This window comes from Actinophytocola gossypii (assembly GCF_025165815.1).
Lineage (GTDB): Bacteria > Actinomycetota > Actinomycetes > Mycobacteriales > Pseudonocardiaceae > Actinophytocola > Actinophytocola gossypii.
In genome coordinates, this window is sequence record NZ_JAFFZE010000002.1 from 80,380 (window position 1) to 101,889 (window position 21,510).

General features: G+C 71.9%; 20 protein-coding genes. 8 read left to right on the forward strand and 12 right to left on the reverse strand.

Annotation, left to right across the window (positions count from 1 at the left end):
- Nucleotides 1-53 precede the first annotated feature (53 nt).
- Nucleotides 54-4,820, forward strand: coding sequence for a ThuA domain-containing protein (locus JT362_RS00700; protein WP_375546424.1), 4,767 nt, complete (start codon nt 54-56; stop codon nt 4,818-4,820).
- An 82-nt stretch (nt 4,821-4,902) separates the two neighbouring features.
- On the opposite strand, the gene JT362_RS00710 is transcribed toward JT362_RS00700, so the two are convergent.
- Both JT362_RS00710 and JT362_RS00715 read right to left on the reverse strand, forming a co-directional pair.
- Complete coding sequence (locus JT362_RS00710) at nt 4,903-5,190, reverse strand: hypothetical protein (protein WP_260188994.1); 288 nt, start codon at nt 5,188-5,190, stop codon at nt 4,903-4,905.
- A gap of 233 nt (nt 5,191-5,423) precedes the next feature.
- Nucleotides 5,424-6,893 (reverse strand): serine/threonine-protein kinase, encoded by a 1,470-nt coding sequence (locus JT362_RS00715; RefSeq protein ID WP_260188995.1) that lies wholly within the window; start codon nt 6,891-6,893, stop codon nt 5,424-5,426.
- A gap of 126 nt (nt 6,894-7,019) precedes the next feature.
- Between JT362_RS00715 and JT362_RS00720 the strand changes: the two genes are divergently transcribed.
- Both JT362_RS00720 and JT362_RS00725 read left to right on the forward strand, forming a co-directional pair.
- Entirely contained in the window at nt 7,020-8,405 is a 1,386-nt protein-coding gene (locus tag JT362_RS00720; protein ID WP_260188996.1) for a TIR domain-containing protein, read from the forward strand.
- Between the two features lie 34 nt (nt 8,406-8,439).
- Nucleotides 8,440-9,249, forward strand: a complete 810-nt coding sequence (locus JT362_RS00725; RefSeq protein ID WP_260188997.1) for a hypothetical protein — start codon at nt 8,440-8,442, stop codon at nt 9,247-9,249.
- A 6-nt stretch (nt 9,250-9,255) separates the two neighbouring features.
- Here the strand turns inward: JT362_RS00725 and JT362_RS00730 are convergent, their stop codons facing one another.
- Nucleotides 9,256-9,594, reverse strand: a complete 339-nt coding sequence (locus JT362_RS00730; protein ID WP_260188998.1) for a DUF3618 domain-containing protein — start codon at nt 9,592-9,594, stop codon at nt 9,256-9,258.
- The gene (locus JT362_RS00735; protein WP_260188999.1) at nt 9,591-10,010 is read right to left on the reverse strand and encodes a phage holin family protein; all 420 of its coding nucleotides are present in this window, start codon (nt 10,008-10,010) and stop codon (nt 9,591-9,593) included. Before JT362_RS00735 ends, JT362_RS00730 begins: the two co-directional genes overlap by 4 nt.
- Before the next feature lie 99 nt (nt 10,011-10,109).
- Between JT362_RS00735 and JT362_RS00740 the strand changes: the two genes are divergently transcribed.
- A complete protein-coding gene (locus JT362_RS00740) occupies nt 10,110-10,715 on the forward strand; it encodes a flavodoxin family protein (protein ID WP_260189000.1) in 606 nt (201 codons plus the stop codon).
- Here the strand turns inward: JT362_RS00740 and JT362_RS00745 are convergent.
- Together JT362_RS00745 and JT362_RS00750 are read right to left on the reverse strand one after the other, a co-directional pair.
- Nucleotides 10,712-11,071, reverse strand: coding sequence for a VOC family protein (locus tag JT362_RS00745; protein WP_260189001.1), 360 nt, complete (start codon nt 11,069-11,071; stop codon nt 10,712-10,714). The genes JT362_RS00740 and JT362_RS00745 overlap by 4 nt on opposite strands.
- Before the next feature lie 10 nt (nt 11,072-11,081).
- Nucleotides 11,082-11,639 (reverse strand): EF-hand domain-containing protein, encoded by a 558-nt coding sequence (locus JT362_RS00750; protein ID WP_260189002.1) that lies wholly within the window; start codon nt 11,637-11,639, stop codon nt 11,082-11,084.
- Between the two features lie 154 nt (nt 11,640-11,793).
- On the opposite strand from JT362_RS00750, the gene JT362_RS00755 reads away from it, so the two are divergent.
- Both JT362_RS00755 and JT362_RS00760 read left to right on the forward strand, forming a co-directional pair.
- Entirely contained in the window at nt 11,794-12,927 is a 1,134-nt protein-coding gene (locus tag JT362_RS00755; RefSeq protein ID WP_260189003.1) for an acyltransferase family protein, read from the forward strand.
- Entirely contained in the window at nt 12,917-14,194 is a 1,278-nt protein-coding gene (locus JT362_RS00760; protein ID WP_260189004.1) for a glucarate dehydratase family protein, read from the forward strand. Before JT362_RS00755 ends, JT362_RS00760 begins: the two co-directional genes overlap by 11 nt.
- Before the next feature lie 4 nt (nt 14,195-14,198).
- On the opposite strand, the gene JT362_RS00765 is transcribed toward JT362_RS00760, so the two are convergent.
- The 5 genes from JT362_RS00765 to JT362_RS00785 all read right to left on the reverse strand — a co-directional run bounded on the left by JT362_RS00765 (nt 14,199) and on the right by JT362_RS00785 (nt 18,002).
- Nucleotides 14,199-15,398: an RNA polymerase sigma factor gene (locus JT362_RS00765; protein ID WP_260189005.1), complete on the reverse strand. Its 1,200-nt coding sequence runs from the start codon at nt 15,396-15,398 to the stop codon at nt 14,199-14,201.
- Complete coding sequence (locus JT362_RS00770) at nt 15,395-15,736, reverse strand: YciI family protein (protein ID WP_260189006.1); 342 nt, start codon at nt 15,734-15,736, stop codon at nt 15,395-15,397. The genes JT362_RS00765 and JT362_RS00770 overlap by 4 nt, the downstream gene beginning before the upstream one ends.
- Complete coding sequence (locus JT362_RS00775) at nt 15,733-16,326, reverse strand: dihydrofolate reductase family protein (RefSeq protein ID WP_260189007.1); 594 nt, start codon at nt 16,324-16,326, stop codon at nt 15,733-15,735. The genes JT362_RS00770 and JT362_RS00775 overlap by 4 nt, the downstream gene beginning before the upstream one ends.
- A gap of 294 nt (nt 16,327-16,620) precedes the next feature.
- Nucleotides 16,621-17,445 carry a hypothetical protein gene (locus tag JT362_RS00780; RefSeq protein ID WP_260189008.1) on the reverse strand — a complete coding sequence of 275 codons (825 nt, stop codon included), beginning with the start codon at nt 17,443-17,445 and terminating at the stop codon, nt 16,621-16,623.
- Entirely contained in the window at nt 17,442-18,002 is a 561-nt protein-coding gene (locus tag JT362_RS00785; RefSeq protein WP_260189009.1) for a sigma-70 family RNA polymerase sigma factor, read from the reverse strand. Before JT362_RS00785 ends, JT362_RS00780 begins: the two co-directional genes overlap by 4 nt.
- 63 nt (nt 18,003-18,065) lie before the next feature.
- Between JT362_RS00785 and JT362_RS00790 the strand changes: the two genes are divergently transcribed.
- A complete protein-coding gene (locus JT362_RS00790) occupies nt 18,066-18,422 on the forward strand; it encodes a RidA family protein (protein ID WP_260189010.1) in 357 nt (118 codons plus the stop codon).
- On the opposite strand, the gene JT362_RS00795 is transcribed toward JT362_RS00790, so the two are convergent.
- The gene (locus JT362_RS00795) at nt 18,412-19,326 is read right to left on the reverse strand and encodes a tyrosine-type recombinase/integrase (protein ID WP_260189011.1); all 915 of its coding nucleotides are present in this window, start codon (nt 19,324-19,326) and stop codon (nt 18,412-18,414) included. The genes JT362_RS00790 and JT362_RS00795 overlap by 11 nt on opposite strands.
- An 859-nt stretch (nt 19,327-20,185) precedes the next feature.
- Between JT362_RS00795 and JT362_RS00800 the strand changes: the two genes are divergently transcribed.
- Complete coding sequence (locus JT362_RS00800) at nt 20,186-21,313, forward strand: coiled-coil domain-containing protein (RefSeq protein WP_260189012.1); 1,128 nt, start codon at nt 20,186-20,188, stop codon at nt 21,311-21,313.
- Nucleotides 21,314-21,510 lie beyond the last annotated feature (197 nt).

The window sequence follows — 21,510 nt, forward strand, 5'->3', positions numbered from 1 at the left end:
CGCCGTAAGCGGACTTCTTGCGCGAAACGGAAGCAACGATGCACAGACCCCTTTTGCGAACTGCCCTCAGTGTGCTGACCGCCGGCGCGATGGCGGTCGGGCTCGTCCCGGCCGCCGCGGCGCAGCCCGAACCCGAGTTCCGCGCCCTGCTGTTCACCAAGGTCGCCGAGGGCGCCTACCGCCACGACTCCATCCCCGCGGCCATCGACATGGTCAACGACCTCGCCGCCGAGCACAACTTCGAGGTCGTGCACAGCGAGGACGCCACCGTCTTCAACGACGACGACCTCGCCACCTTCGACGTCGTGATCATGATGCAGAACGGCGGCATGGTCTGGGACACCGACGCCCAGCGGCAGGCCGTGAAGACCTACGTCAACAACGGCGGCGGCATCGCCGCGGTGCACAACGCCACCGACATGAACATCGAGTCCGAGTTCCCCTGGTGGGACGACTTCGTCAACGGCGGCGCGCACATGACCGCGCACTCCGCCGGCGGACTCGACGCCACCACGCACCGCATCGACGACGTGCACGCGTCCACCAAGGACCTGCCGGACCGCTGGGAGCGGCCGGAGGAGTGGTACAACTTCCACCCGACGATGCGCGGGCACGTGCACTCGCTGCTCGAGGTCGACGAGGACACCTACGACCCCGGCCCCGAGGCGATGGGCACCGACCACCCGATCTCCTGGTGCCGCGACGCCGAGGGCGGCCGCGTCTGGGCCACCGGCATGGGCCACTCCATCTCCTCCTACTCCGAGCCGCTGTTCCGGCAGCACGTGCTCGGCGGCATCCAGACCGCGGCCGGCGCCATCCCCGCCGACTGCACCGCCACCATGGACGCCGGCTTCGAGAAGATCATCCTCGACGACACCACCAAGGCCCCGACCTCACTGGACATCGCGCCGGACGGGCGGGTGTTCTACACCGAGATCCTCGGCCAGCTCCGCCTGTGGGACCCGGAGACCAGGGCCGTCACCACCGCGCTGGACCTGCCGGTGTACGCCGGCGGCGAGGACGGCCTGACCTCGGTGGTGCTCTCCCCGGACTTCGCCGAGACCGGCCACCTGTACCTCTACTACTCGCCACCGGGTGACGAGGAGATCAACCGCGTCTCCCGCTTCACCGTCGAGGGCGACGTCGTGCTCCCCGACAGCGAGGTCCCGCTGCTGGACATCCCCGCGTCCCGCCGCGAGGAGCCGGGCCACACCGGCGGTTACCTCGAGTTCGGTCCGAACGGCAACCTCTACATCGGCGTCGGCGACGACACCAACCCGTTCGAGTCGAGCGGGTACAGCCCGATCGACGAGCGCGAGGGCCGCGACCTGTACGACGCGCAGAAGACCTCCGCCAACACCAACGACCTGCGCGGCAAGATCCTGCGGATCCACCCCGAGGCGGACGGCTCGTACACGATCCCCGAGGGCAACATGTTCGCTCCGGGCACCGAGCTGACCCGCCCGGAGATCTACGCGATGGGTTTCCGGAACCCGTTCCGGTTCTCCATCACCTCGGACGGCACGATCTACATGGCCGACTACGGCCCGGACGCGGGCGCGGACAACGCGAACCGCGGCCCGGCCGGCCTGGTCGAGTGGAACGTGGTCACCGAACCCGGCTTCTACGGCTGGCCGTACTGCGTGGCCGACGGGATCCCGTTCAACGACTACGACTTCGCCGCCGGGACCTCCGGCCCGAAGTTCGACTGCGAGAACCCGGTCAACACCTCGCCGAACAACACCGGCCTCACCGAACTGCCGCCCGCGAAGAAGGCGACGGTCTGGTACGGCAACGGCGCGAACGGCAACGAGTTCCCGGAGATGGGCACCGGCGGCGAGGCCCCGATGGCCGGACCGGTCTACGAGTTCGACCCGAACCTCGAGTCGGACACCAAGTTCCCCGAGTTCTACGACGGCAAGCCGTTCTTCTACGAGTGGGCGCGCAACCGGATGTTCCTGTTCAACCAGGACTCCGAGGGCGGCCTGCTGACCATCGACCCGTGGTACGTCTCGAACACCCCGCTCGCGCCGATGGACATGAAGTTCGGCCCGGACGGCGCGATGTACATGGTCGAGTGGGGCGGCGGCTACGGCCGGGACAACCCGGACTCCGGCGTCTACCGCATCGACTACACCCAGGGCGACCGGCGGCCGATCGCCCACGCGTCGGCCACGCCGTCCAGCGGCATCGCACCCCTGTCGGTGTCCTTCTCGGCCGAGGGCTCCGAGGACCCGGAGGGCGAGGACGTCACCTACTCGTGGGACTTCGGTGACGGCTCCACCTCCGACGAGCCGGCGCCGAGCCACGTGTTCACCGAGAACGGCGTCTACAACGTCCAGCTCACCGTCACCGACCCGGCCGGCAAGACCGGCGTGGCGAACGTGTCGGTCACCGTCGGCAACACCGCGCCGTCGGTGGAGCTGACCAGCCCGGTGAACGGCGGGTTCTTCGACTTCGGCGACCAGGTCGCGTTCGACACGACCATCACCGACCCGGAGGAGGAGACCGACTGCGCCAACGCCGTGCTCCGGGTGTCGCTCGGCCACGACGCGCACGACCACCTGACCGACACGATCAACGCCTGCTCGGGCGAGTTCACCACGATCACCGACGACGGTCACGCCGGCGCGGACGTGTTCTACACGGCCGAGGCGAGCTACACCGACGGCGGTGCGAACGGCCAGCCCGGACTGGTCGGCCGTGACCTCGCGGAGCTCCAGCCCAAGCACAAGCAGGCCGAGTACCACGACTCGGCGTCCGGGATCGCGGTGCAGGAGCAGGCGGGCGCGGAGTCCGGCAAGCGCGTCGGCGACATCTCCGACGGCGACTGGATCGCGTTCGACCCGGTGAACCTGCACCAGATCGACGGGGTCGCCGCGCGGGTGTCGTCGAACGGTGCCGGGGGAGCGATCGAGCTGCGCGCCGGGTCGCCGACCGGTGACCTGGTGGCCACCATCCCGGTGCCGGACACCGGTGGCGGCGGCAGTTACGTGACGGTCCCGCCGGCCGAGGTCACCGACCCGGGCGGCACGACGAACCTGCACGCGGTGTTCAAGCCGACCACCGACGGGCAGTTCACCGTGGACGCGTTCCACTTCGTCGGCAAGGGCGTGTCGGTCAACGCGGCGCCGTACGTCGCGGTGAACGCCGACCCGGCAGGCGGCGGCGCGCCGCTCGACGTCTCGTTCACCACCACGGTGACCGATCCGGAGGGCGACGAGCCGTTCACCTACGCCTGGGACCTCGGTGACGGGACGACCTCCACCGAGGCGAACCCGACGCACACCTACACCGAGCCCGGCACCTACACCGCGGAGGTGACGGTCACCGACGCGACCGGCCGGTCGAAGGCGGCCTCGGTGCCGGTGGTCGTCACGATCCCGCCGATGCCGCCGATCGAGTGCGCCGACCCGGACGCGGCGGTCGACCGCAACGACGAGTTCGAGTCCGACCGGCTCGACGGCTGCCGGTGGGACGCCGTGGTCCGGCCCGAGCTCACCGGGATGCGGATGGCCGACGGGGTGCTCAGCATCGACACCCTGCCCGGCGACATCAACGGCTCCGCGAACGACGACCCGAGGAACTTCGTCCTGCAGACCGCCCCCGGCGGCGACTGGACCCTGGAGACCCGGATGCGGGCCCCGCTCGCCGAGCGGTACCAGCTGGCCGGCTTCATGGTCCACGGCAACGACGACGACTACGTGAAGTTCGACGTGGTCGCGTTCAACGGGCCGGGTTCCACCGTGGACCTGCGGGCGGAGCTGGTGTCGGAGAACGACGGTCAGTTCGGCAACGGCGGCAACCGGTCGGTGACCCTGGGCGCCGGTCCCGAGTCCGGCTGGTGGCACCTGCGGCTGGTCAAGACCGGGAACTCCTATGCGGGCTGGGTCTCCGACGGCGGCGGCGAGTGGGTCTCGCTCGGTGAGCCGGTCACCAACGACGTGCCGGATCCGCGGTTCGGGCTGATGGCGATCGGCCCGCAGCAGACCGAGGGCCCGGTGACCGTCGACTTCGACTGGTTCCGGGTGTCCGGTGTCGACAGCACCGCGCCCGAGGTGGCCGCGGCCGTCTCGCCCGAGCCGGGGGAGTCGGGGTGGCACACCGAGGCGCCGACCGTGACCCTCACCTCCGGTGACGGTGACGGTTCGGGTGTCGCGGCCACCGAGTATCGCGTCGGGGACGGCGAGTGGACCGCCTACGCCGAGCCGTTCACGGTCGGCGAGGATGGCACGCACACCGTCGAGTACCGGGCAACCGACCGGGCCGGCAACGTCTCCGAGACCGGTTCGGTCGAGGTTCGGGTCGATGTCACGGCACCCGAGCTGGCGGTGACCGGCCTGGCCGACGGCGTCACGTACGGCCACAGCGAGGACCGGGTGGTCGACTGGACGGCGTCCGACGCGGCCTCCGGCCTGGGCGAGGTCACGGCCACACTCGACGGCGAGCCGCTGGCGAAGGGCACCCGGCTGGAGCTGCCCGGCATGGCGCTCGGCGAGCACACGCTGGTGGTCCGGGCGCCGGACGTGGCGGGGCACGTGACGGAGCGGACGGTGGTCTTCACGATCGGCACGTCGATCACCGACCTGCAGGCGATGCTCGACCGGTTCGAGGCGGAGAACAAGGTCGGCTGGCTGGCCGGGCTGGTGCTGGAGGCCCAGCTCGACCAGGCGCGCCGGGAGATCCAGCGGGACCGGACCGACCGGGCGATCCGGTTGCTCACCACGTTCCGCGCGACCACGTCGCTGCTGGTGACCGATGCCGACGCGCGGTCGGTGCTCCGTTCCGACGCCGCCGCGGTGATCAGCGACCTGCGGTAACCCGAGACGGGGGCGGATGCCGGTCCGCCCCCGAGCCCCGGGCCGGCTTGCCACCGGCCCGGGGCTTCCGCATGTCCGGGGGTTACTTCGGCGGCCCGATCACCCGCGCCGCGGCGACGATAACGCTCCACAGTGGACTGCTCGTGGTCTCGTAGTAGACGCGCCGGCTCCCGGTCTCCCGGTGTTCGGTCAGCATGCCCAGGTGGACGAAGCGGCGTAGCTCGGTACCCGCCGCGCTCTGGGGGATGACCTCGTCCGGCGGCTCGGACTGGTAGAACCGCCGGCCGCCGCGCGCGTTGATCCACAGCGCGACGCGCAGCCGACACGGACGACCGAACAGCAACCGCCCAATCTCATCCGTGTCCAGCACAACCTCTACCCTACCTTCCGACCACAAAAATTTACTATTAACTATATTGATGTCCGATTATAGCGCACGGACGCTGCGCCGTCCACCCGCCGCCTGCCGGACCAAAGAAGGCCTGGAAGAGAGGGGTCCGCCGCGTCGCGGGGTTCGACGGTCTCGGCAAAACGCACTGCCAGGCCAACGTCAGGTGCGATCCAGCGGGGGTGGCCGGCCGCTGGCAGGCTTACGGGAACGGGTCAGCCGGTACTGCTGAGTACGGCGACGCTGTCGAAGAGCCAGCGGCCGTTCTGGTTGACCAGCTGGTAGCGGTGTCGTTCGCGGACCTGGCGGCCGTCGCTGAAGTCGTAGTCGATGGTGACCTCGACGGTGCTGCCCTGGGCGGAGATCTGCGATGCGGGGGCGGCGTCGATGCCGCTCCAGTAGTCGACGTAGTTGGCGTAGCCGAGGGCCTGGTTCTGCTGGAAGTTGGGGGTGAGCCGGGTCCAGCCTTCTTCGGGGTTGCCGGGCATCAGGGCGTAGTAGCTGCTGACGGCGGCGGCCGGGGTGGCCGCGGGGTTCGGTGGGGGAGTGTTCTGGTCGGGGGGTTCCTCGGTGGTGGGGCTGCTCTGGGTGGGTTGAGTCGTGGTCGTGGTCGTGGTCTCGGAGTCGGTGGTCGTCTCGGTCTGGGTGTTCGTGTTGGTGTCCGGTGTGGACTCGGTGGGGGATGGGTCGGGGGGTGCGGCGGGGTTGTCGGTGTCGTCGCCGGTGGTGGCGAGCACGATGAGGGTGGTGGCGACGGCGACGACGACGAACAGGGCGGCGAGCGCGAGCGGGCCGCGGCGCCGGTTCGCTTCCCGTGCGGGTGCGGGTGGTGGGACGGGTGCGGTCGGGGGTGGGGGTTCGGCGGTGCGGCCGTCGGCGATGGCGGCGAGGGTGGTTCTGGCCTGTTCCATGGTGGGGCGTTGGTCGGGGTCGGCGTGGAGCAGGCGCAGGAGGATGTCGGTGAGGGGGCCGGCTTTGGTGGGTGGTTCCACCGAGCCGGAGGCGATGCGGTGCAGCAGGAGCATGGGATTGTCGCTCTTGCCGGCGGGTGGGTTGCCTTCGACGGCGGTGTAGAGGGTGGCGCCGAGGGAGTAGACGTCGCCGGGGAAGGTGACGTCGCGGCCTTGGGCGACTTCGGGGGCCAGGTAGGCGGGGCTGCCGACGAAGGTGCCGGTGCTGGTGCCGGTGACGTCCTCGACGACGCGGGAGACGCCGAAGTCGGTGATCTTCACGGTTCCGTTGTCGCCGACGAGGATGTTGGCGGGTTTGACGTCGCGGTGTACGACGCCGGCGGCGTGTGCGGAGGCGAGTGCGGCGGCAGCTTCGGCGCCGATGCGGGCGACTTCCTGGGGTGGGAGGGCGCCTTTGTCGTCGAGGACGCGGGAGAGGCTGGTGGAGGGCAGGTGCTCCATCACGATGAATGGACGCCCGTCGTCCTCGATGACGTCGTAGACGGCGATGAGTTGTGGGTGGTGGAGTTTGGCGGCGATGCGGCCTTCGCGCATGGTGCGGCGGCGGATCTCGTCGAGCCGGGTGTCGTCGAGTGCGGGTGGCAGCAGGACTTCCTTGATGGCGACGGTGCGGCGGAGGCGTTCGTCGTGGGCTCGCCAGACCACGCCCATGCCGCCGGCGCCGAGCCGTTCGGTCAGCCGGTATCGCCCGGCGACGAGGTCGTCAACGTTCATTCGCGCGTTCCGCTCCCACCTGACCGGGTTTACACGATCGGGTGATACCCAAACGGAACGGGGCGTGCACGGCAAGGCGGACACTCCGGCGGCCACCTGGAACGTGTCGCGTGGCACGATCCGTGCGTGAGCGAGCCCGGGTACCCAGCGGCCGGGCGGCACGACGTGCTGGTCGTGAACGCGCGGGTGGACGAGGCGTGGGCGGTGTGGTGCGCGGGGGTGCTGCGCGGCTCGGGCCGGTCGGTGGCGGCGTTGCAGGACGGGTTGGGTGACCTGCTCGACGTGCGGCAGGTGCTCGAGCGGGAGGTGCGGGCGGCGGGGCAGGTGGTGGTGCTGCTGTCCCGGTCGGGGGTGGGGTTTCTGCGGGTGGCGGTGTCGGTGGCGAACGCGCTCGGTAGGCGGGTTGTGCCGGTGCACGTGGATCCGCGTCCGGTGCCGTATCCGGCGGTGTTGGCGCATCTGGCGGCGGTGGAGCTGGTGGGGGTGTCGCTGGAGGAGGCGGAGCGGCGGCTGGTGGCCGCGGCGGACGGCTCGGAGGAGCATCGGGTGCGGGCGAACCGGGTGCGGCACCGGCCGCCGGTCCCGGTGGAGTTGGTGGGGCGGGACGCGGAGTTGGCCGGGTTGGCGGCCGCGTTCGAGGTGCCTCGGCCCGCGGTGGTGGTGGCGGGTCGGTCGGGGGTGGGGACGTCGGCGTTGGCGGCGTGGTTCGTGCGGCGGTATCGGGAGCGATGGACGCATGTGCGGTGGTCGTCGCCCGCGCGGTTCGCGGAGGACCAGTTGACGGTGTTGACGCGGCCGCGTGGTCCGTCGTTGTTGGTGGTGGACGGGGCGGTGGACTACCGGTCGGTGCGGGACGCGTTGTGGCCCGCGTTGTTGGATCGGGATCTGGTGCACGTGCTGGTGACGTCGCCGAGTGGGGATTGGCCGTCGCCGTTCCGGGTGGTGGGGGTGGCGCCGTTGGTGGGGGTGGCGGCGGAGCGGTTGGTGCGGGTGGTGTTGCCGGAGTTGCCGGCCGGGGACGTGGACGTGGTGGTGCGGGTGGTGGGTGGGGTGCCGGCGGCGGTGTCGGCGGTGTCGGGGTTGTTGGATGCGGGTGGGTCGCTCGGTGAGTTGGAGTCGGTGCGGGACGCGGTTGTGGCGGTGGGGGCGGCGGAGCGTGGGTTCTACTTTCTCGACTCGGCGGATCCGGGGGTGGTGGGGGCGTTCGAGCGGGCGTTCGCGGATGCCGCGGGTGGGGTGGAGCGGTTGGCGGCGGGGAGGTCGCCGTGGCGGCGGTGGTGGCGGCGTCGGTGTCCGGCCGGGGCTGGGGTGGATCCGGTGGCGGTGGTGGCGTTGGCGCGGGCGGTGCTGGTGCCGAGGACGGTGGTGTTGGTGGCGGGTTCGCGGGTGTTCGTGAAGGCGCCTCGGCTGGGGCCGGGGTTCACGGTGCGGACGTTGACGTCGGGGCGGTTGCGGGATTTCGAGCACGCGCAGCGGTTGCGGCGGGATCCGGTGGCCGAGTTGTTCCGTTGAGCGGCCGGCGTGGTTCGGTGCCACCGTTGGTGTCGTGGGTGAGGCGATCGGGGATGAGCGGGTCGCGGCGGTGTTGCGGCGGTTCGTGGCTGGTTGTGCGCCGGTGTTGGGTCGGTTGCGGGACGGTGACGAGCCTGTCGACCTGGACGTCGCTGGTGACGACGGCGAGATCGATCACGGGGTGTTGGCTCGGGTGCGGGCGCGGTTGGAGCAGGTGCGGTGGCCGGGTTCGGCGCGGTGGTCGCGGTTGGATGTGGACGAGCGGACGCACTGGTGGGTGAGCCGGGTGGGTCGGGTGACGGCGTTGGCTGCGTCGGTCACCGGGCTGGCCGGGGCGTTGGGTGACCGGTTGCCGTTGCAGGACGTGTTGGGGTCGGCTGGGCAGGGTTTGCTGTTGTGCGCGATCGCGACCGAGCATGGTGTGGTGGACCGGGGGGCGCAGGTGCGGCTGCTGGCGTCGGTGTTGTTCGACCGGGAGTTGGATCCGGTGGTCGCGGCCGGTCCGGGCGGTGCGGCCGGTGACGCCGCCGATGCCGCTGAGGTGGCGCGGTTGACCGGTGCGGAGTCGGCTGCGGAGTCGGCGCGGTCGGCGGAGCGGGTGTCGTCCGGGCGGCTGGGGTTGAAGCAGGCGGCGCGGTGGTTGTGGCGGCAGGGCCGCATGCTGTTCGCGGTGTACGAGGAGTTGGAGAAGCGGCCGCACGGCCGGTTCTACCACCAGGCGTTGGGGATGCTCCCGGTCGTGGGGTTGGCCGGGGACTACCTGGGTGAGCGGTCGGCGCTCAAGCGTGCGGCGCGCGCGGGGAAGCGGTGGTTGCGCGCGCACCCCGAGCTGGTGGCGCGCTGACCCGGTTCAGTGTTTGCGGATCTTGAGCCACACCAGTAGCGCCGCGATCAGTGCGGCCAGGGTGCCCAGTGGGATCGCCGGCCGGTGGGAGGCGGTGTGCCAGGCGGGTGCGACCTTGGTGGCGACGGGGTCGGGTAGTTTGCCGACCAGTTCGTCGCCCTTTGTGCGGGCGTGTTCGGCGCGGCGGTGTGCCTCGGCCCGGACCCGGCCCTTGACGTCGGCTTTCTCGCCGAGCGCGGCGACGGTGTGGGCGAGTTCCTCGCGGGTCAGTTCGACGTCGTGGCGAAGGTCCTCGTCGGTCGGCTCGCCGCCGGGCATCACCATCCGGTCGGTGTGGTCGGTCATCGTTTCGCCGCCTCCTTGACGGTGTGCACGTCCTCCTTGGCGCTGTCCACGGCGTCCGAGGGCATCGGTGCGCCCTTGCGGAGCTGCTGGCGGCCGACGAGCGCGGCGATTCCGGCGGCGACGAACACGGCGCCGGCGACGATCATCGCGGCGATCCAGGCGGGCAGTGCCATGGCGAGCAGCAGTACGAGGCCGGCGAGCAGTACGCCGAGGCCGAAGTGCGCGAGGACGCCGGCCGCGCCGAATCCGGCGGCGCCGATGCCGGCGTGTTTGGCCTTGTGTTGCACTTCGCGTACGGCGAGCCGGATCTCGGTGCGGGCGAGGTGGCTGAACTGGTTGGTCAGGTCGTGCACGAGTTCGGCGGTCGACTTCTGCCCGCTCGGCTCGTCGGCGCCGACGTCGGTTATCGAGCTCATCGGTGTTCCTCCTTGTGCGGGGGCTACCCATGGCGACCAGCACGAAAACCGGCGGGAGAACCGCTGTTTGGGGTGGGGTGGCGCGGCTATGCCTCCCCTATGCGAGCGTTGATCCTGAACTGCAGCCTGAAGAAGTCGCCGGAGCGGTCGAACACCCAGCTGCTCGCCGACATCGTCGCCACCGAGTTGCGGAACCACGACGTCACCGTCGACACGGTCCGTATCGTCGACCACACGATCGCTCCTGGGGTGCAGACCGACCTGGGTGATCCCACCGACTACTGGCCCACGATCCACGGCCAGCTGCTCGAGTCGGAGATCCTGATCATCGCGACGCCGACGTGGTTGGGTCGGCCGTCGTCGGTGGCGCAGCGTGTCCTGGAGCGGATGGACGCCATGTTGTCCGAGACCGGTGACGACGACCGGCCGGTGGCCTACGACCGGGTGGCCGGGGTGGTGGTGACGGGTAACGAGGACGGCGCGCATCATGTGATCAGCGAGGTGAGTGGCGCGTTGGTCGATGTGGGGTACACGATTCCCGGGCAGGCGTGGGTGTACTGGAACATGGGTCCAGGGCCGGGGCCGAACTACACCGACACCGACCACGGGCACGACTGGGCGGAGCAGACGGCGGGGCTGATGGGCCGCAATCTGCATCGGGTGGCGTCCGCGCTCAACCGCGGACCTCGCCGCGCGGGGGACTAGCGGGGCGGTAGTACGCAGAACTCGTTGCCCTGCGGGTCGGTCAGCACGACCCAGGGGAACTCCGGTTCGTCGGACACCACGCGGGCGCCGAGCCCGGTGAGCCGCTCGACTTCCTCGGCCTGGGTGCCGGTGGTGGGTGCGAGGTCGAGGTGCAGCCGGTTCTTGCCGGTTTTCGGGTCGTCGACCGGCTGGAACAGCAGGGGCGGTTCGCCGTCGCGGCCGATCTCCACGTATTCGACGTCGCGGGCGTCGCGCCACCTGGCTGTCTCGGTGTAGCCGAGCGCGGCGCACCAGAACGCGACCATTCCGGCGGTGTCCCGGCAGTCCACGGTGACGGCGAGCACACGGCTGACCATGTCGTCGACGCTACCCGTTCACCGTCGCGGGTGGTTCGAACCGGCCGAACACCCAGGTGCCGGGCGAGTCCTGGTCGTCGCCCGCCCAGAACTCCGTCCACAGCTCGGTGAACTCGGCGCGGGAAAGGTAGCCGTCGCCGTCGCCGTCCAGCAGCGGGAACACCTCGTCGGTGTCGGTGCGGCGGCCGCTCCAGCTCTCGATGAGGCGCCGGTACTCCGGCGCGGAGATCATCCCGTCGGCGTCCTCGTCGATCGCCTCGAACATCGTCATCGCGGTGGCCGCGACGGGCTGCCGCAGCTCGCCGAGCCGGTCGACGACCGCGAGTACGTCGTCGAGGGTGACGGTGTCGCGTGGGCCGTGGTGGCTGGTGGCGAGCAGGGTCCGCCACCAGCCCATCATGATGTCGGTGAGGCGGTTGTGGTCGGCCGATCCGGGTGTGGCGCCGCGGACTCCGGCCCACCGCTCGGTGAGCGCGGCGAAGTCGGCTTCCTCCAGCAGCCCGTCGCCGTTGACGTCCATGGCCCGGAACACCCGGGTGACCTTCCGTCGCTGCAACTCACTCGCCACGGCTCATCCTTTCGGTGGGGCGCAACGCGTCCAGCCTCACCGAGCGACGCGACGGGCACAATTGGCCAGTCGGGTCACGAACCGACACGATCAGGTGAAGTCGGTGCGGCTCGGCGTCTGGACAAGATCGGGCACCGTCGGCGAGGCTGCGAACGTGAACGGAAGCAGACTCCCGCAGGTCGACAACGTGAAGACGGCGTTGGTGGCCTGGGTCATCGGGGCGCATGCCCTGCTCGGCTACACCGCGGTCGGCGGGTGGCCCTACGACGAGATCAACGAGGTGTCGTTCGCGCCCGGTGTCGAGCTCGTGCTCGCCGCGCTCATCGGACCGTCCGGGCTGTTCGTCATCGGCGGGTTCTTCTTCCTCGCCGGGCTGTTCACGCCGGGTTCGCTGCGGCGCAAGGGGCTACGGCGGTTCAGCGTCGACCGGCTGTACCGGCTGGGGTTGCCGTGGGCGGCGTCGGCGTTCGTGGTGTGGCCGCTGACCATGTGGCTCGCGTACCGCGCGGCCGGGCACGACGGTTCGATCTGGTGGGTGATGACCCACCGCACTCCGCTGTTCGACGCCGGGTCGTTGTGGTTCGCGTTCGTGTTGCTGATCTTCTCCGTGGTGTACGCGGTGTGGCGGACCGTGTCGCCGCCGGACGAGGACGCGGTGGAGCCGGGGATGGGGCTGCTGGTGGTGCTCGCGCTCGGGATCGCGGTCACCTCGTTCCTGGTGCGGCTGTGGTTCCCGGCCAAGAGCGGGCAGGTGTTCGACCTGCACCTGTGGCAGTGGCCGCAGTGCGTGTTCATGTTCGTGCTGGGCCTGATCTGTGCCCGGCACGGCTGGGCCGCCGAGGTCCCGGAACGGATCCGCAGGCGCGCGACGACGGTGGCGGTGATCACGATCTGCGCGGTGCCGATCCTGGGGATCGCGGTCGGGATCACCGACCTGGCCGCCGACCTCGGCCCGTTCCTCGGCGGCTGGACCTGGCAGGCGGCCGCGACGGCGTTGGTCGAGGGGATCCTGGTGGTGTCCGGGTCGTTGTGGCTGCTCGGGCTCGCGCAGCGGCACCTCACCCAGGACGGGAAGTTCGCTGAGGGTTGCGCGCGGGCCGCGTTCCCGGCGTTCGTCATCCAGGGGCCGGTGCTGATCCTGCTGGCGCTCGCGATGCGGCCGATCGCCGCGCCGGCCGAGGTGAAGGCGCCGCTGGTCGCGGCGGTGTCGTTGGTGGGGTCGTTCTGGCTGGCCTGGCGGCTGGTGTCGCGGTCGGAACCGGCGAGGGCACCCCGCCATGCCCAGTGACGGGGATCGTGTCCGGGAGGTGCGGATCACGCCGGTGGCGTTCCGGGACCCGCCGCTGCTCAACGCGGTGGGCGTGCACCAGCCGTTCGCGCTGCGTGCGATCGTCGAGGTCGTCGCCGACAGCGGGATCACCGGCCTCGGCGAGACCTACGGTGACGCCACCCACCTGACCCGGCTGCGTCGTGCCGCCGACTCGATCGTCGGGGTCGACGTGTGGCACACCCACGAACTGGCCCGCCGCGTCGGTGCCCTGCGCGACGACTCCGCGGGTGGGGACGGCACCAGTGGCATGGTCGCCGCCAGTACCGCCGACCGGGTGCTGTCGCCGTTCGAGGTGGCGTGTCTGGACATCCAGGGCCGCGCGCTCGGCCGCCCGGTCACCGACCTGCTCGGCGGTGCCGTCCGGGACCGCGTCGACTACAGCGCCTACCTGTTCTACAAATGGCCCGGCCACCCCGGTTCCGACCACGACCGGTGGGGCGCGGCGCTGGACCCGGACGCGATCGTCGCGCAGGCCAGGTGGATGGTCGACGAGTACGGGTTCACCGCGATCAAGCTCAAGGCCGGTGTGTTCCCTCCGGAGGAGGAGGTCGCGGCGATCCGCGCGCTGCGCGCCGAGTTCCCCGGCCACCCGCTGCGGATCGACCCCAACGCCGCCTGGTCGGTGCCCACCGCGGTCCGGGTCGGCGCCGACCTCGACGGGATCCTCGAGTACCTGGAGGATCCCGTCGCCGGCATCGACGGCATGGCGCGGGTGGCGCGTGCGGTGCCGATGCCGCTGGCCACGAACATGTGCGTGGTCGCGTTCGACCACCTCCGCCCCGCGGTCGCCGCCGACGCGGTGCGGGTCGTGCTGTCCGACCACCACTTCTGGGGCGGCCTCGGCCGGTCCAGGGCGCTCGCGTCGACGTGCGAGACGTTCGGGCTGGGGCTGTCCATGCACTCCAACTCCCACCTCGGCATCAGCCTCGCCGCGATGACCCACCTCGCCGCCGCCACCCCGAACCTGACCTACGCGTGCGACACGCACTGGCCGTGGAAGGACCCCGCCGACGACGTCGTCGACATCGTCCAGCCCGGCACGCTCCGGTTCACCGGCGGCGCGGTCACCGTGCCCACCGCGCCCGGTCTCGGTGTCGACCTGGACCGCGACGCGCTCGCCCGCCTGCACGAGCAGTACCTGACCTGCGGGATCACCGCCCGCGACGACACCGCCTACTACCGCCGCCACCATCCGCACTTCGACCCCACCCCACCCCGCTGGTAGCGGGTCAGGTCAGGTCCGCCGCCCTGGACTCCAGGAACGCCCGCTCCGCGGGGTTCGTCGTCGCCGACGCCGCCGCCCGGTACTCCGCGACCGCGTCCGCGCGGCGACCCAGCCGCCGCAGCAGGTCCGCGCGCGCGGCGTGGAACGGGGGATATCCGGCCAGGTCCAGGCCCTCGATCGCGTCCAGGGCCGCGGCCGGGCCCGCTGTCTCGGCCACCGCCACCGCCCGGTGCACCGCCACCACCGGTGTCGGGGTCAGCGCGTACAGCTGGTCGTACAGCCGCACGATCTGCGCCCAGTCGGTGTCGGCGGCGGTGCGGGCGTCGCTGTGCACGGCGTTGATCGCCGCCTGCACCTGGTACGGGCCCGGCCGGTCGCGGCGCAGGCACGCCCGCACGATCGTCTGCCCCTCCACGATCAGCCGGCGGTCCCACCGGGCGCGGTCCTGGTCGGCGAGCAGCACCAACTCCCCGCCCGGCCCGGTGCGGGTCGCCCGCCGCGACTCGGTCAGCAGCATCAACGCCAGCAGGCCCCACGCCTCCGGTTCGTCCGGCAGCAGCGCCACCAGCAGCCTGCCCAGCCGCACCGCCTCCGCGCACAGGTCCGCCCGCACCGCGCTGTGGCCCTCGGTGAAGATCAGGTACACGACGGCCAGCACCGCCCGCACCCGCTCGGGCAGGTCCGCAGCGCGCGGCACCCGGTAGGGTATCCGCGCGGCCCGGATCTTCGCCTTCGCCCGCACCAGCCGCTGCGCCATGGTCGGCTCCGGCACCAGGAACGCCCGGGCGATCTCCGCGGTGGTCAACCCGCCCAGCAGCCGCAACGTCAACGCGACCCGCGCCTGCGGCGCGAGCGCCGGATGACAGCAGGTGAACACGAGCCGCAGCCGGTCATCGGGAACCACGTCGGGCACCGCATCGTCTTCGTCCTCGGGGCCGGTGGGTGCGTGCAGCAGCGCCGCCTCCGCGTGCCGGCCGGCGCGTCTCGACTCGCGCCGCACCCGGTCGATCGCCCGGTTGCGGGCGGTGGTGATGATCCATCCGGCCGGGCTCGGCGGCACCCCTGTCTCCGGCCAGCGCCGCAGCGCCTCGGCGAACGCGTCCTGGACCGCCTCCTCGGCGATGTCGAGGTCGCCGAACACGCGGGCCAGGACGGCCACCGCACGCCCGTGCTCGGCCCGGAACACCCGCTCGATCTCGGTCATCCGTGGAGCGGCCGCACCTCGATCGGGAGCGTGGTGACCTCGGCGAGTCGACGTCCCCACCGCAGCGCCTCGTCCAGGTCGGCGGCCTCGATGACGGTGAACCCGCCGAGGTGTTCCCTGCCCTCCACGAACGGCCCGTCCGTGGTGAGTACCCCGTCGTCCGCGGCGCGCAGCACCGTCGCGGTGTGCGGCGGGTGCAGTCCCGCGCCGAACACCCACGCGTCCTCGGCCCGCAGGTCGTCGTTCAGCCGGTCCAGCTCACGCATCAGCGGGTCGAGGACCTCCGGGGGCGGTGGGTCGCCGTCGGGCTGGTAGATGCTCAACAGGTACTGGGTCATCCGGTCACCTCCCGCCGGTAGGTGGCGAGCACCACGCCGGTGCCCGTCGTCACGCTATCGACCAGCCGCAACCGGGCCGGTGGGACACCGTCGCCGAGCAGCCGCCGCCCGCTGCCGAACACCAGCGGGTGGATGAGCAGCACGTACTCGTCGACCAGGTCGTGGCGCATCAGCGTGCGCAGCAGGTCACCGCTGCCCAGCACGACGATGTCCTTGCCGGGTCGTTCCTTCAGCGCGGTGACCGCGCGGGGGAGGTCACCGGCGAGCAGGGTGGAGTTCCGCCACGGCAGCGGCTCGGTGAGGGTGGTGGAGGCGACGTACTTCATGGTCTCGTTGAGCAGCGGCACGTACGGGTTGTCGGCAGGCTGGTGCGGCCAGTAGCCGTGGAAGTCCTCGTAGGTGCGTCGCCCCAGCAGCAGCGACCCGGTCTCGGCCATCCTGGGGCCCATCGTCCTGGCGATGGTCTCGTCGCTGTAGGGCACCGCCCAGCCGCCGTGGCCGAACCCGTCGCGGGGGTCCTCGTCCGGGCGGCCCGGTGCCTGCATCACGCCGTCGAGCGAGACGCTGTTCACGGTCACGATCCTGCTCACTGTCGATTCCCTTTCGTGCGGGGTGTTCCGCCCTTCACACGAACGGCCGGCGCCGGGATCGACAGGTCCGCCGAAAAAAGATGTGGTGTCCTTCCCGGGAGGGGGCCGGGAAGGACACCACGGCGTCGAGCCCGTCCCGCCGGGGCAATGGGGACGCGCGGCTCGACAGCCGGCTCTCCGGTGCGGGGGGAGTCACCAGGTCGCCGGACGCACGTGGATCTTCCGGGGCCTGCTGTCCGCAACGGGTGCGGCCGAAAGTTCCGGCAACCGGGTGAGGCCGTTAACCCTTTCGGGTCAACGGGGCGCCCCGCGAGTGATCCGGTCCAGTGGTTCACCGCGGCCGGGGAGGTCGACCGGCTTGCCGGACCGTTGCCGGTCGGTCACGGTTCCCGGGTCGACCGGCAGCTCCGGCCCGGACCTGGGTGGCAGGTCCGCCGGCGTGTCGATGGACGTGTCCGGGATCGGCGCCAGCTTCTCGGTCGGTTCCCCGGTCTCGACGGGTTCGGTCGTCGGTTCCGGGGTGGCTTCCGATGCCGGGGCGTGCTGCGGGGTCGCGTGCGAGCGGGTCTGCGCGCTGTCCTGGCGGAGCAGGTCGCGGATCGACTCGATGTCGTCTCGGAGCCGGTCCGCGGCGGCGGGCTCGTCGACCTTGGCCGCGTACTCGTCCGCGCGGTCGAGCAGCCGGGTGGCCTCCGGGATGCGGCCCTGGTCGACGGCGGTGCGGGCGTCGGCGAGCACGTCGTCGGCGTCCTCGACCGCGGCCCTGGACTCCGCCCGCCCGGCGAACACCACCTCGGTGACCGGCCACAGCGGGCTGCCCGGTCGGGCCTGCGCGGCCGCGACCGTGACCCCGCCCGCGGCGAGCACGGCCGCCGCGGCCGCGACCGCCGTCACCTTCGTCGACCGCCGACGCCGCGGCGGGCGGGCGACGGCCGCGGTGACCGCGTTCAGCAGCCGCTCGTCGGTGGCGCCCGCCGTGGGCATGCCGGCCCGCCAGCCGGCCAGCATCCGCGCCACCTCACCCTCGGCCTGGAGGTCGCCGTGCTCGCCGCGGCCGATCCGGTCCAACAGCTCGTCGTCCTCCCACCGGGAGTCGCCGAAGGGCCCGCGGACACTCATGCGATCACCCCGTCGACGGCGCGCGCCCACTCCCGCAGCCGGGCCAGCGCCCTGGACTGCGCCATCCGCACCGCGGCCGCGGACTTGCCGAGCACCGCGCCGGTCTCCTCCGCGGACAGCCCGGCCGCCACCCGCAACACGATGATCTCGCGCTGGGCGTCGGTGAGATCGTTGAGCAGCGGCAGCAGCCGACGCGACAGGTCGGCGAGGACCGCCTGCTCGGCCGGGTCGAACCCGCCGTCGTCGGCGCGTTCCGGCACGCAGTCGATCGGCCGGAACGCCGGCGCCCGGTGCGCGTCCGCGACCTTGTTCGCCGCGATCCGGTACACGAACGCGGTGAACGGCAGCCCGCGGTCCTGGTAGCGGGGCAGCGCCTCGAACACGGCCAGGCAGATGTCCTGGGCGACGTCGTCGGGGGAGACGTCCCCGCGGCCGAGGGAGCGCAGGTGCGCCCAGCAGTAGCGGAGCACGCCGGGGCGGATGCGGGCGAGCAGCTCGGCGGCGGCCCGCGCCTCACCGCGCCTGGCCCGCGTCGCGAGCTCATTGTCGAGCGTCACACCGGCAGCGTAACGAGGTGTCGCCGTCCGCGGGTGCCGACCGACCGGGTTACCGTGTCGGACGTGAACGATCCCAAACATCCGTACAGTCCCGCGGTGGTCGCCGGCGGGTTGGTGTTCGTGTCCGGGTCGCTACCTGTGCGCGCCGACGGCACCGTGGTCACCGGTGGGCGCGCGGCCATGGACGCCGCCGTGGACAGCCTCAGGGAGCGGATGGCGCACGTCGGCGCGACCCTCGACGACGTGGTGAAGCTGACCTACTTCGTCACCGACATCGGCCTGCGGGACGCCGCGAACGAGCAGTTCCTGGACCTGTGGCCGGAACCGAGGCCCGCGCGCACCGTGGTCGGTGTGGCGGAGCTGCCGTACGGGTGCGAGGTGGAGCTGGACGCGGTCGCGCGGGTCCCGGTCACGTCCTGAGGGCGTCCCCGACCAGGTCGACCGCGCTGCGACCGGGATCGCGGGCGGCGTTGTTGTAGACCTGCTCGGTGGTGTCGACGCTGGTGTGCCCGACGTCGGCCTGGACGTGCACGAGCTGCGCCCCAGCCTCGACGGCGGTGGTGACGTAGAAGTGCCGCAGAGCGTGCGGGTGCATCGCCCCGGCGACGTCCCGCAAGGGCTCGCCGGCGGCGGTCGCGAGCCGGCGCAGCAGTTGCCAGACAGCCTGCCGGCGGTACCGCCCGCCGGTTCGGGTCACCAGCAGCGGGCCGTTCGGGTCGGGCTTGGCCGGCCTGGTCTCCGTGGTGCCGCCGCTGTCCCGAATCCGCAGATAGTCGAGCAACGCCCGCTCGGCGGATTCGTGCAGGTACACCACCCGGGTCTTCCCGCCCTTACCGCGCACCCGCAACGCCCGACGACCACGAGTCACATGCAGGTCGCCCCGGTCGAGGTCGCAGAGCTCCCCGACCCGCAGCCCCAGCGTGAACAACCCGACCACCGCCGCCGCGCGGGCGGTGTCCACCAGGCTCGCCCCCCGCCGAGCCCGCGCCGCCGCCGTGAACAGCGCACGAACCTGCGCGGTAGTGAGCACGACGGTGCCCGTGGTGTTGCCGGCAGGGGTGGCGAGCCCCAGCCGGCGCCGGTTCAACGCCGCCGGGTTCCCCGCCGCGAGCCCGACGTCGGCGAGGTGCGTGTAGAGCGCCTTCACCGTGGCGAGCATGCGATCCCGGGTGGCCGGCGCGGCCCCGGCGGTGTCGAGGTCGGCGAGCCAGGCCTTGACGTGGGCAGAGGTCGCGGCAAGCGGGTCGATGCCCCGGTTCGCACACCAGCGGAACCAGTGCAGAGCCCGGAACCGCCCACGCGCGGCCGGGGGAGGAGTGCGCACCCCAGCCGACACCCCGCCCGGCACTCCACCCGCGGACGACCCACTCGATGAACCACCGGACGAACCACCGGACGAAGTGGCACCGCCCGGCGACACGTCACCGTTCCCCACCCGCCACGCCGGTGACCACGAAGCCCCACCGGACATGCCTGTCGACGCGGCCGCGGGGACGGCACCGAGCAGCACCGCGTACCGACCGACAGCCTCGACCCACGCGGTCTCGACCTCCCCGGCCACCCACTGCCCGGCCACCCACTGCCCAGCCTCACGGTGCCCAGCCTCACGGTGCCCGGTTGCCGACGGCCCGGATTCTCGGCGCCCAGCTTCTGCTTGCCGAGTCTCCCGGCGCCCGGCCTCCCGGTGCCCGCTGTCCCGGTGCCCGCTGTACCAGCGTCCAGTTTCCCCGTGCGTGGCCTCCTGCTGTCCTGTTCCCCCTCGCCAGGTCTCTCGATGCTCAGGTCCTGGCCGCCCGGCTCCTGACCCGGCGCCTGGTCGTGCGGCGTATGGACGTCCGCTCTCTGGGACTCCAGTCTCCGCCCCACGCTCAACCGGAGCGGTGATCCACTCGCGAAGGTCGGCGAGGCTCGTCGGTAGACCGAGCCCTTCCGCATAGGTCCGTCGAGTGCCGGCGTTGCCATAGCCACTGAGCCAGTCGGTGATCTCGTCCAGCAGCCGGTGTGGCTCCGCGACACCCGGCCATGGCCCCTGGTCACCGGCGATCGCCGGTGCGTTCCGGCCCTCCATCCTCATGCCAACCATCTTAGCTACAAAAGCACAGTTCTGTAGCTAAGAACACTTGCGTGTTGTGTAAGCACAACCTCGGTTATGGGAAATATAACTGTCTAGTACGATAGTGATCATGATTGAAGTGCAGGTCGAAACGTCAGGACTCTGCGGATTCAGCAGGTGCCGAGCCCCGCTGCCCGGCCCGGGCCCGAAAGGCGGCCGCCCGTACGCCTACTGCCCCGACCGCGCCTGGCCCGGCGGCAAGACCTGCAAACAACTGGCCGCCGCCCAGGACGCCCTCACCGAAGCGCTCGGCACCGACGGCACCCCCCACACCGGGACCATCACCGAGGCCACCGCAGCGTTCGTCGACGCCGCCGGCCGGCTCGCCGAACCGGTCCGGGAGGTGCTGGACCTCGCCACCGCCCTGCGAGGCGCCCTGGCCGAAGAGGTACGGGCCGCCGCCGACCGCGCCGACCGCGCCGAAACGGCCGCCGCCACCGACCAGGGACTCCGCGAAGCCGCCGAAGCCGACGCACACGCCGCCCGCCTCGCGGCGGAAGCCGCCGAGGCCAAGGCCGCCGACACCATCGCCGAAGCCAAGGCCGACCTACGCCGGCACGTCGCCGCCCGCGACCAGGCCGTCGCCGACGCGCGGGCCGCCCGCGACACCGCCCGTCAGGCCGACCTCGCCACCGCCCGCGCCGAAGGCATCGCCGCCACCGAACGCACCCGCGCCGAGGACGCCATCCGTCAGGCCGAACAGGAACGGGCCAGGGCCGACGCCGCCGAACAACGCGCCACCCAGGAAGGCGCCCGGGCCGACGCGGCCGAACAACGCGCCACCGAAGAACGGTCCCGGGCCGCCGACGAACGGTCCCGCGCCGAGGCCGCCGACACGCGCACCATCGCCGCCGATGCCCGCGCCGACGACGAACGCCACCGGGCCGACGAGGCGATCCGCGCCCTCAACGACGCCACCGCCACCCTCGCCACCCGCACCGCCGAACTGGCCGCCGCCCGCGCCGACACCGAACGCCTCCGCGACGAGCTGGCCGCCGCCACCGACCACACCCGTGACCTCGCCACCCAGCTCCGCACCCAACAAGCCGCCCACGACCAGCGACTCGCCGACGCCGCCGCCCGGCACGCCGCCGAACTCGCCCGCCACACCACCCGGCTCCGCGAGGCCCTCCTCGACCCGGCGCCGGACGAGGACCTCCGCACCCGCCTACTGACCACCCTGCTCGACCCCGGCTGAACCCCACCACGGCGAACGGCGAGCACCGGTTCACCCCGTCGCGGGGCACGGCGGGGCGCAAGGGATGCCGGGCAGATACCGGGCCTGTGTCATGGACGGGTACGCGACGGCGCAGACCCGGGTCCACGCTGTCTTTGGCCGACGGTTACCCCGGTGCCGGCGGGCCCCCGCAACCGACCCACCCGCAGCCCGCCCCC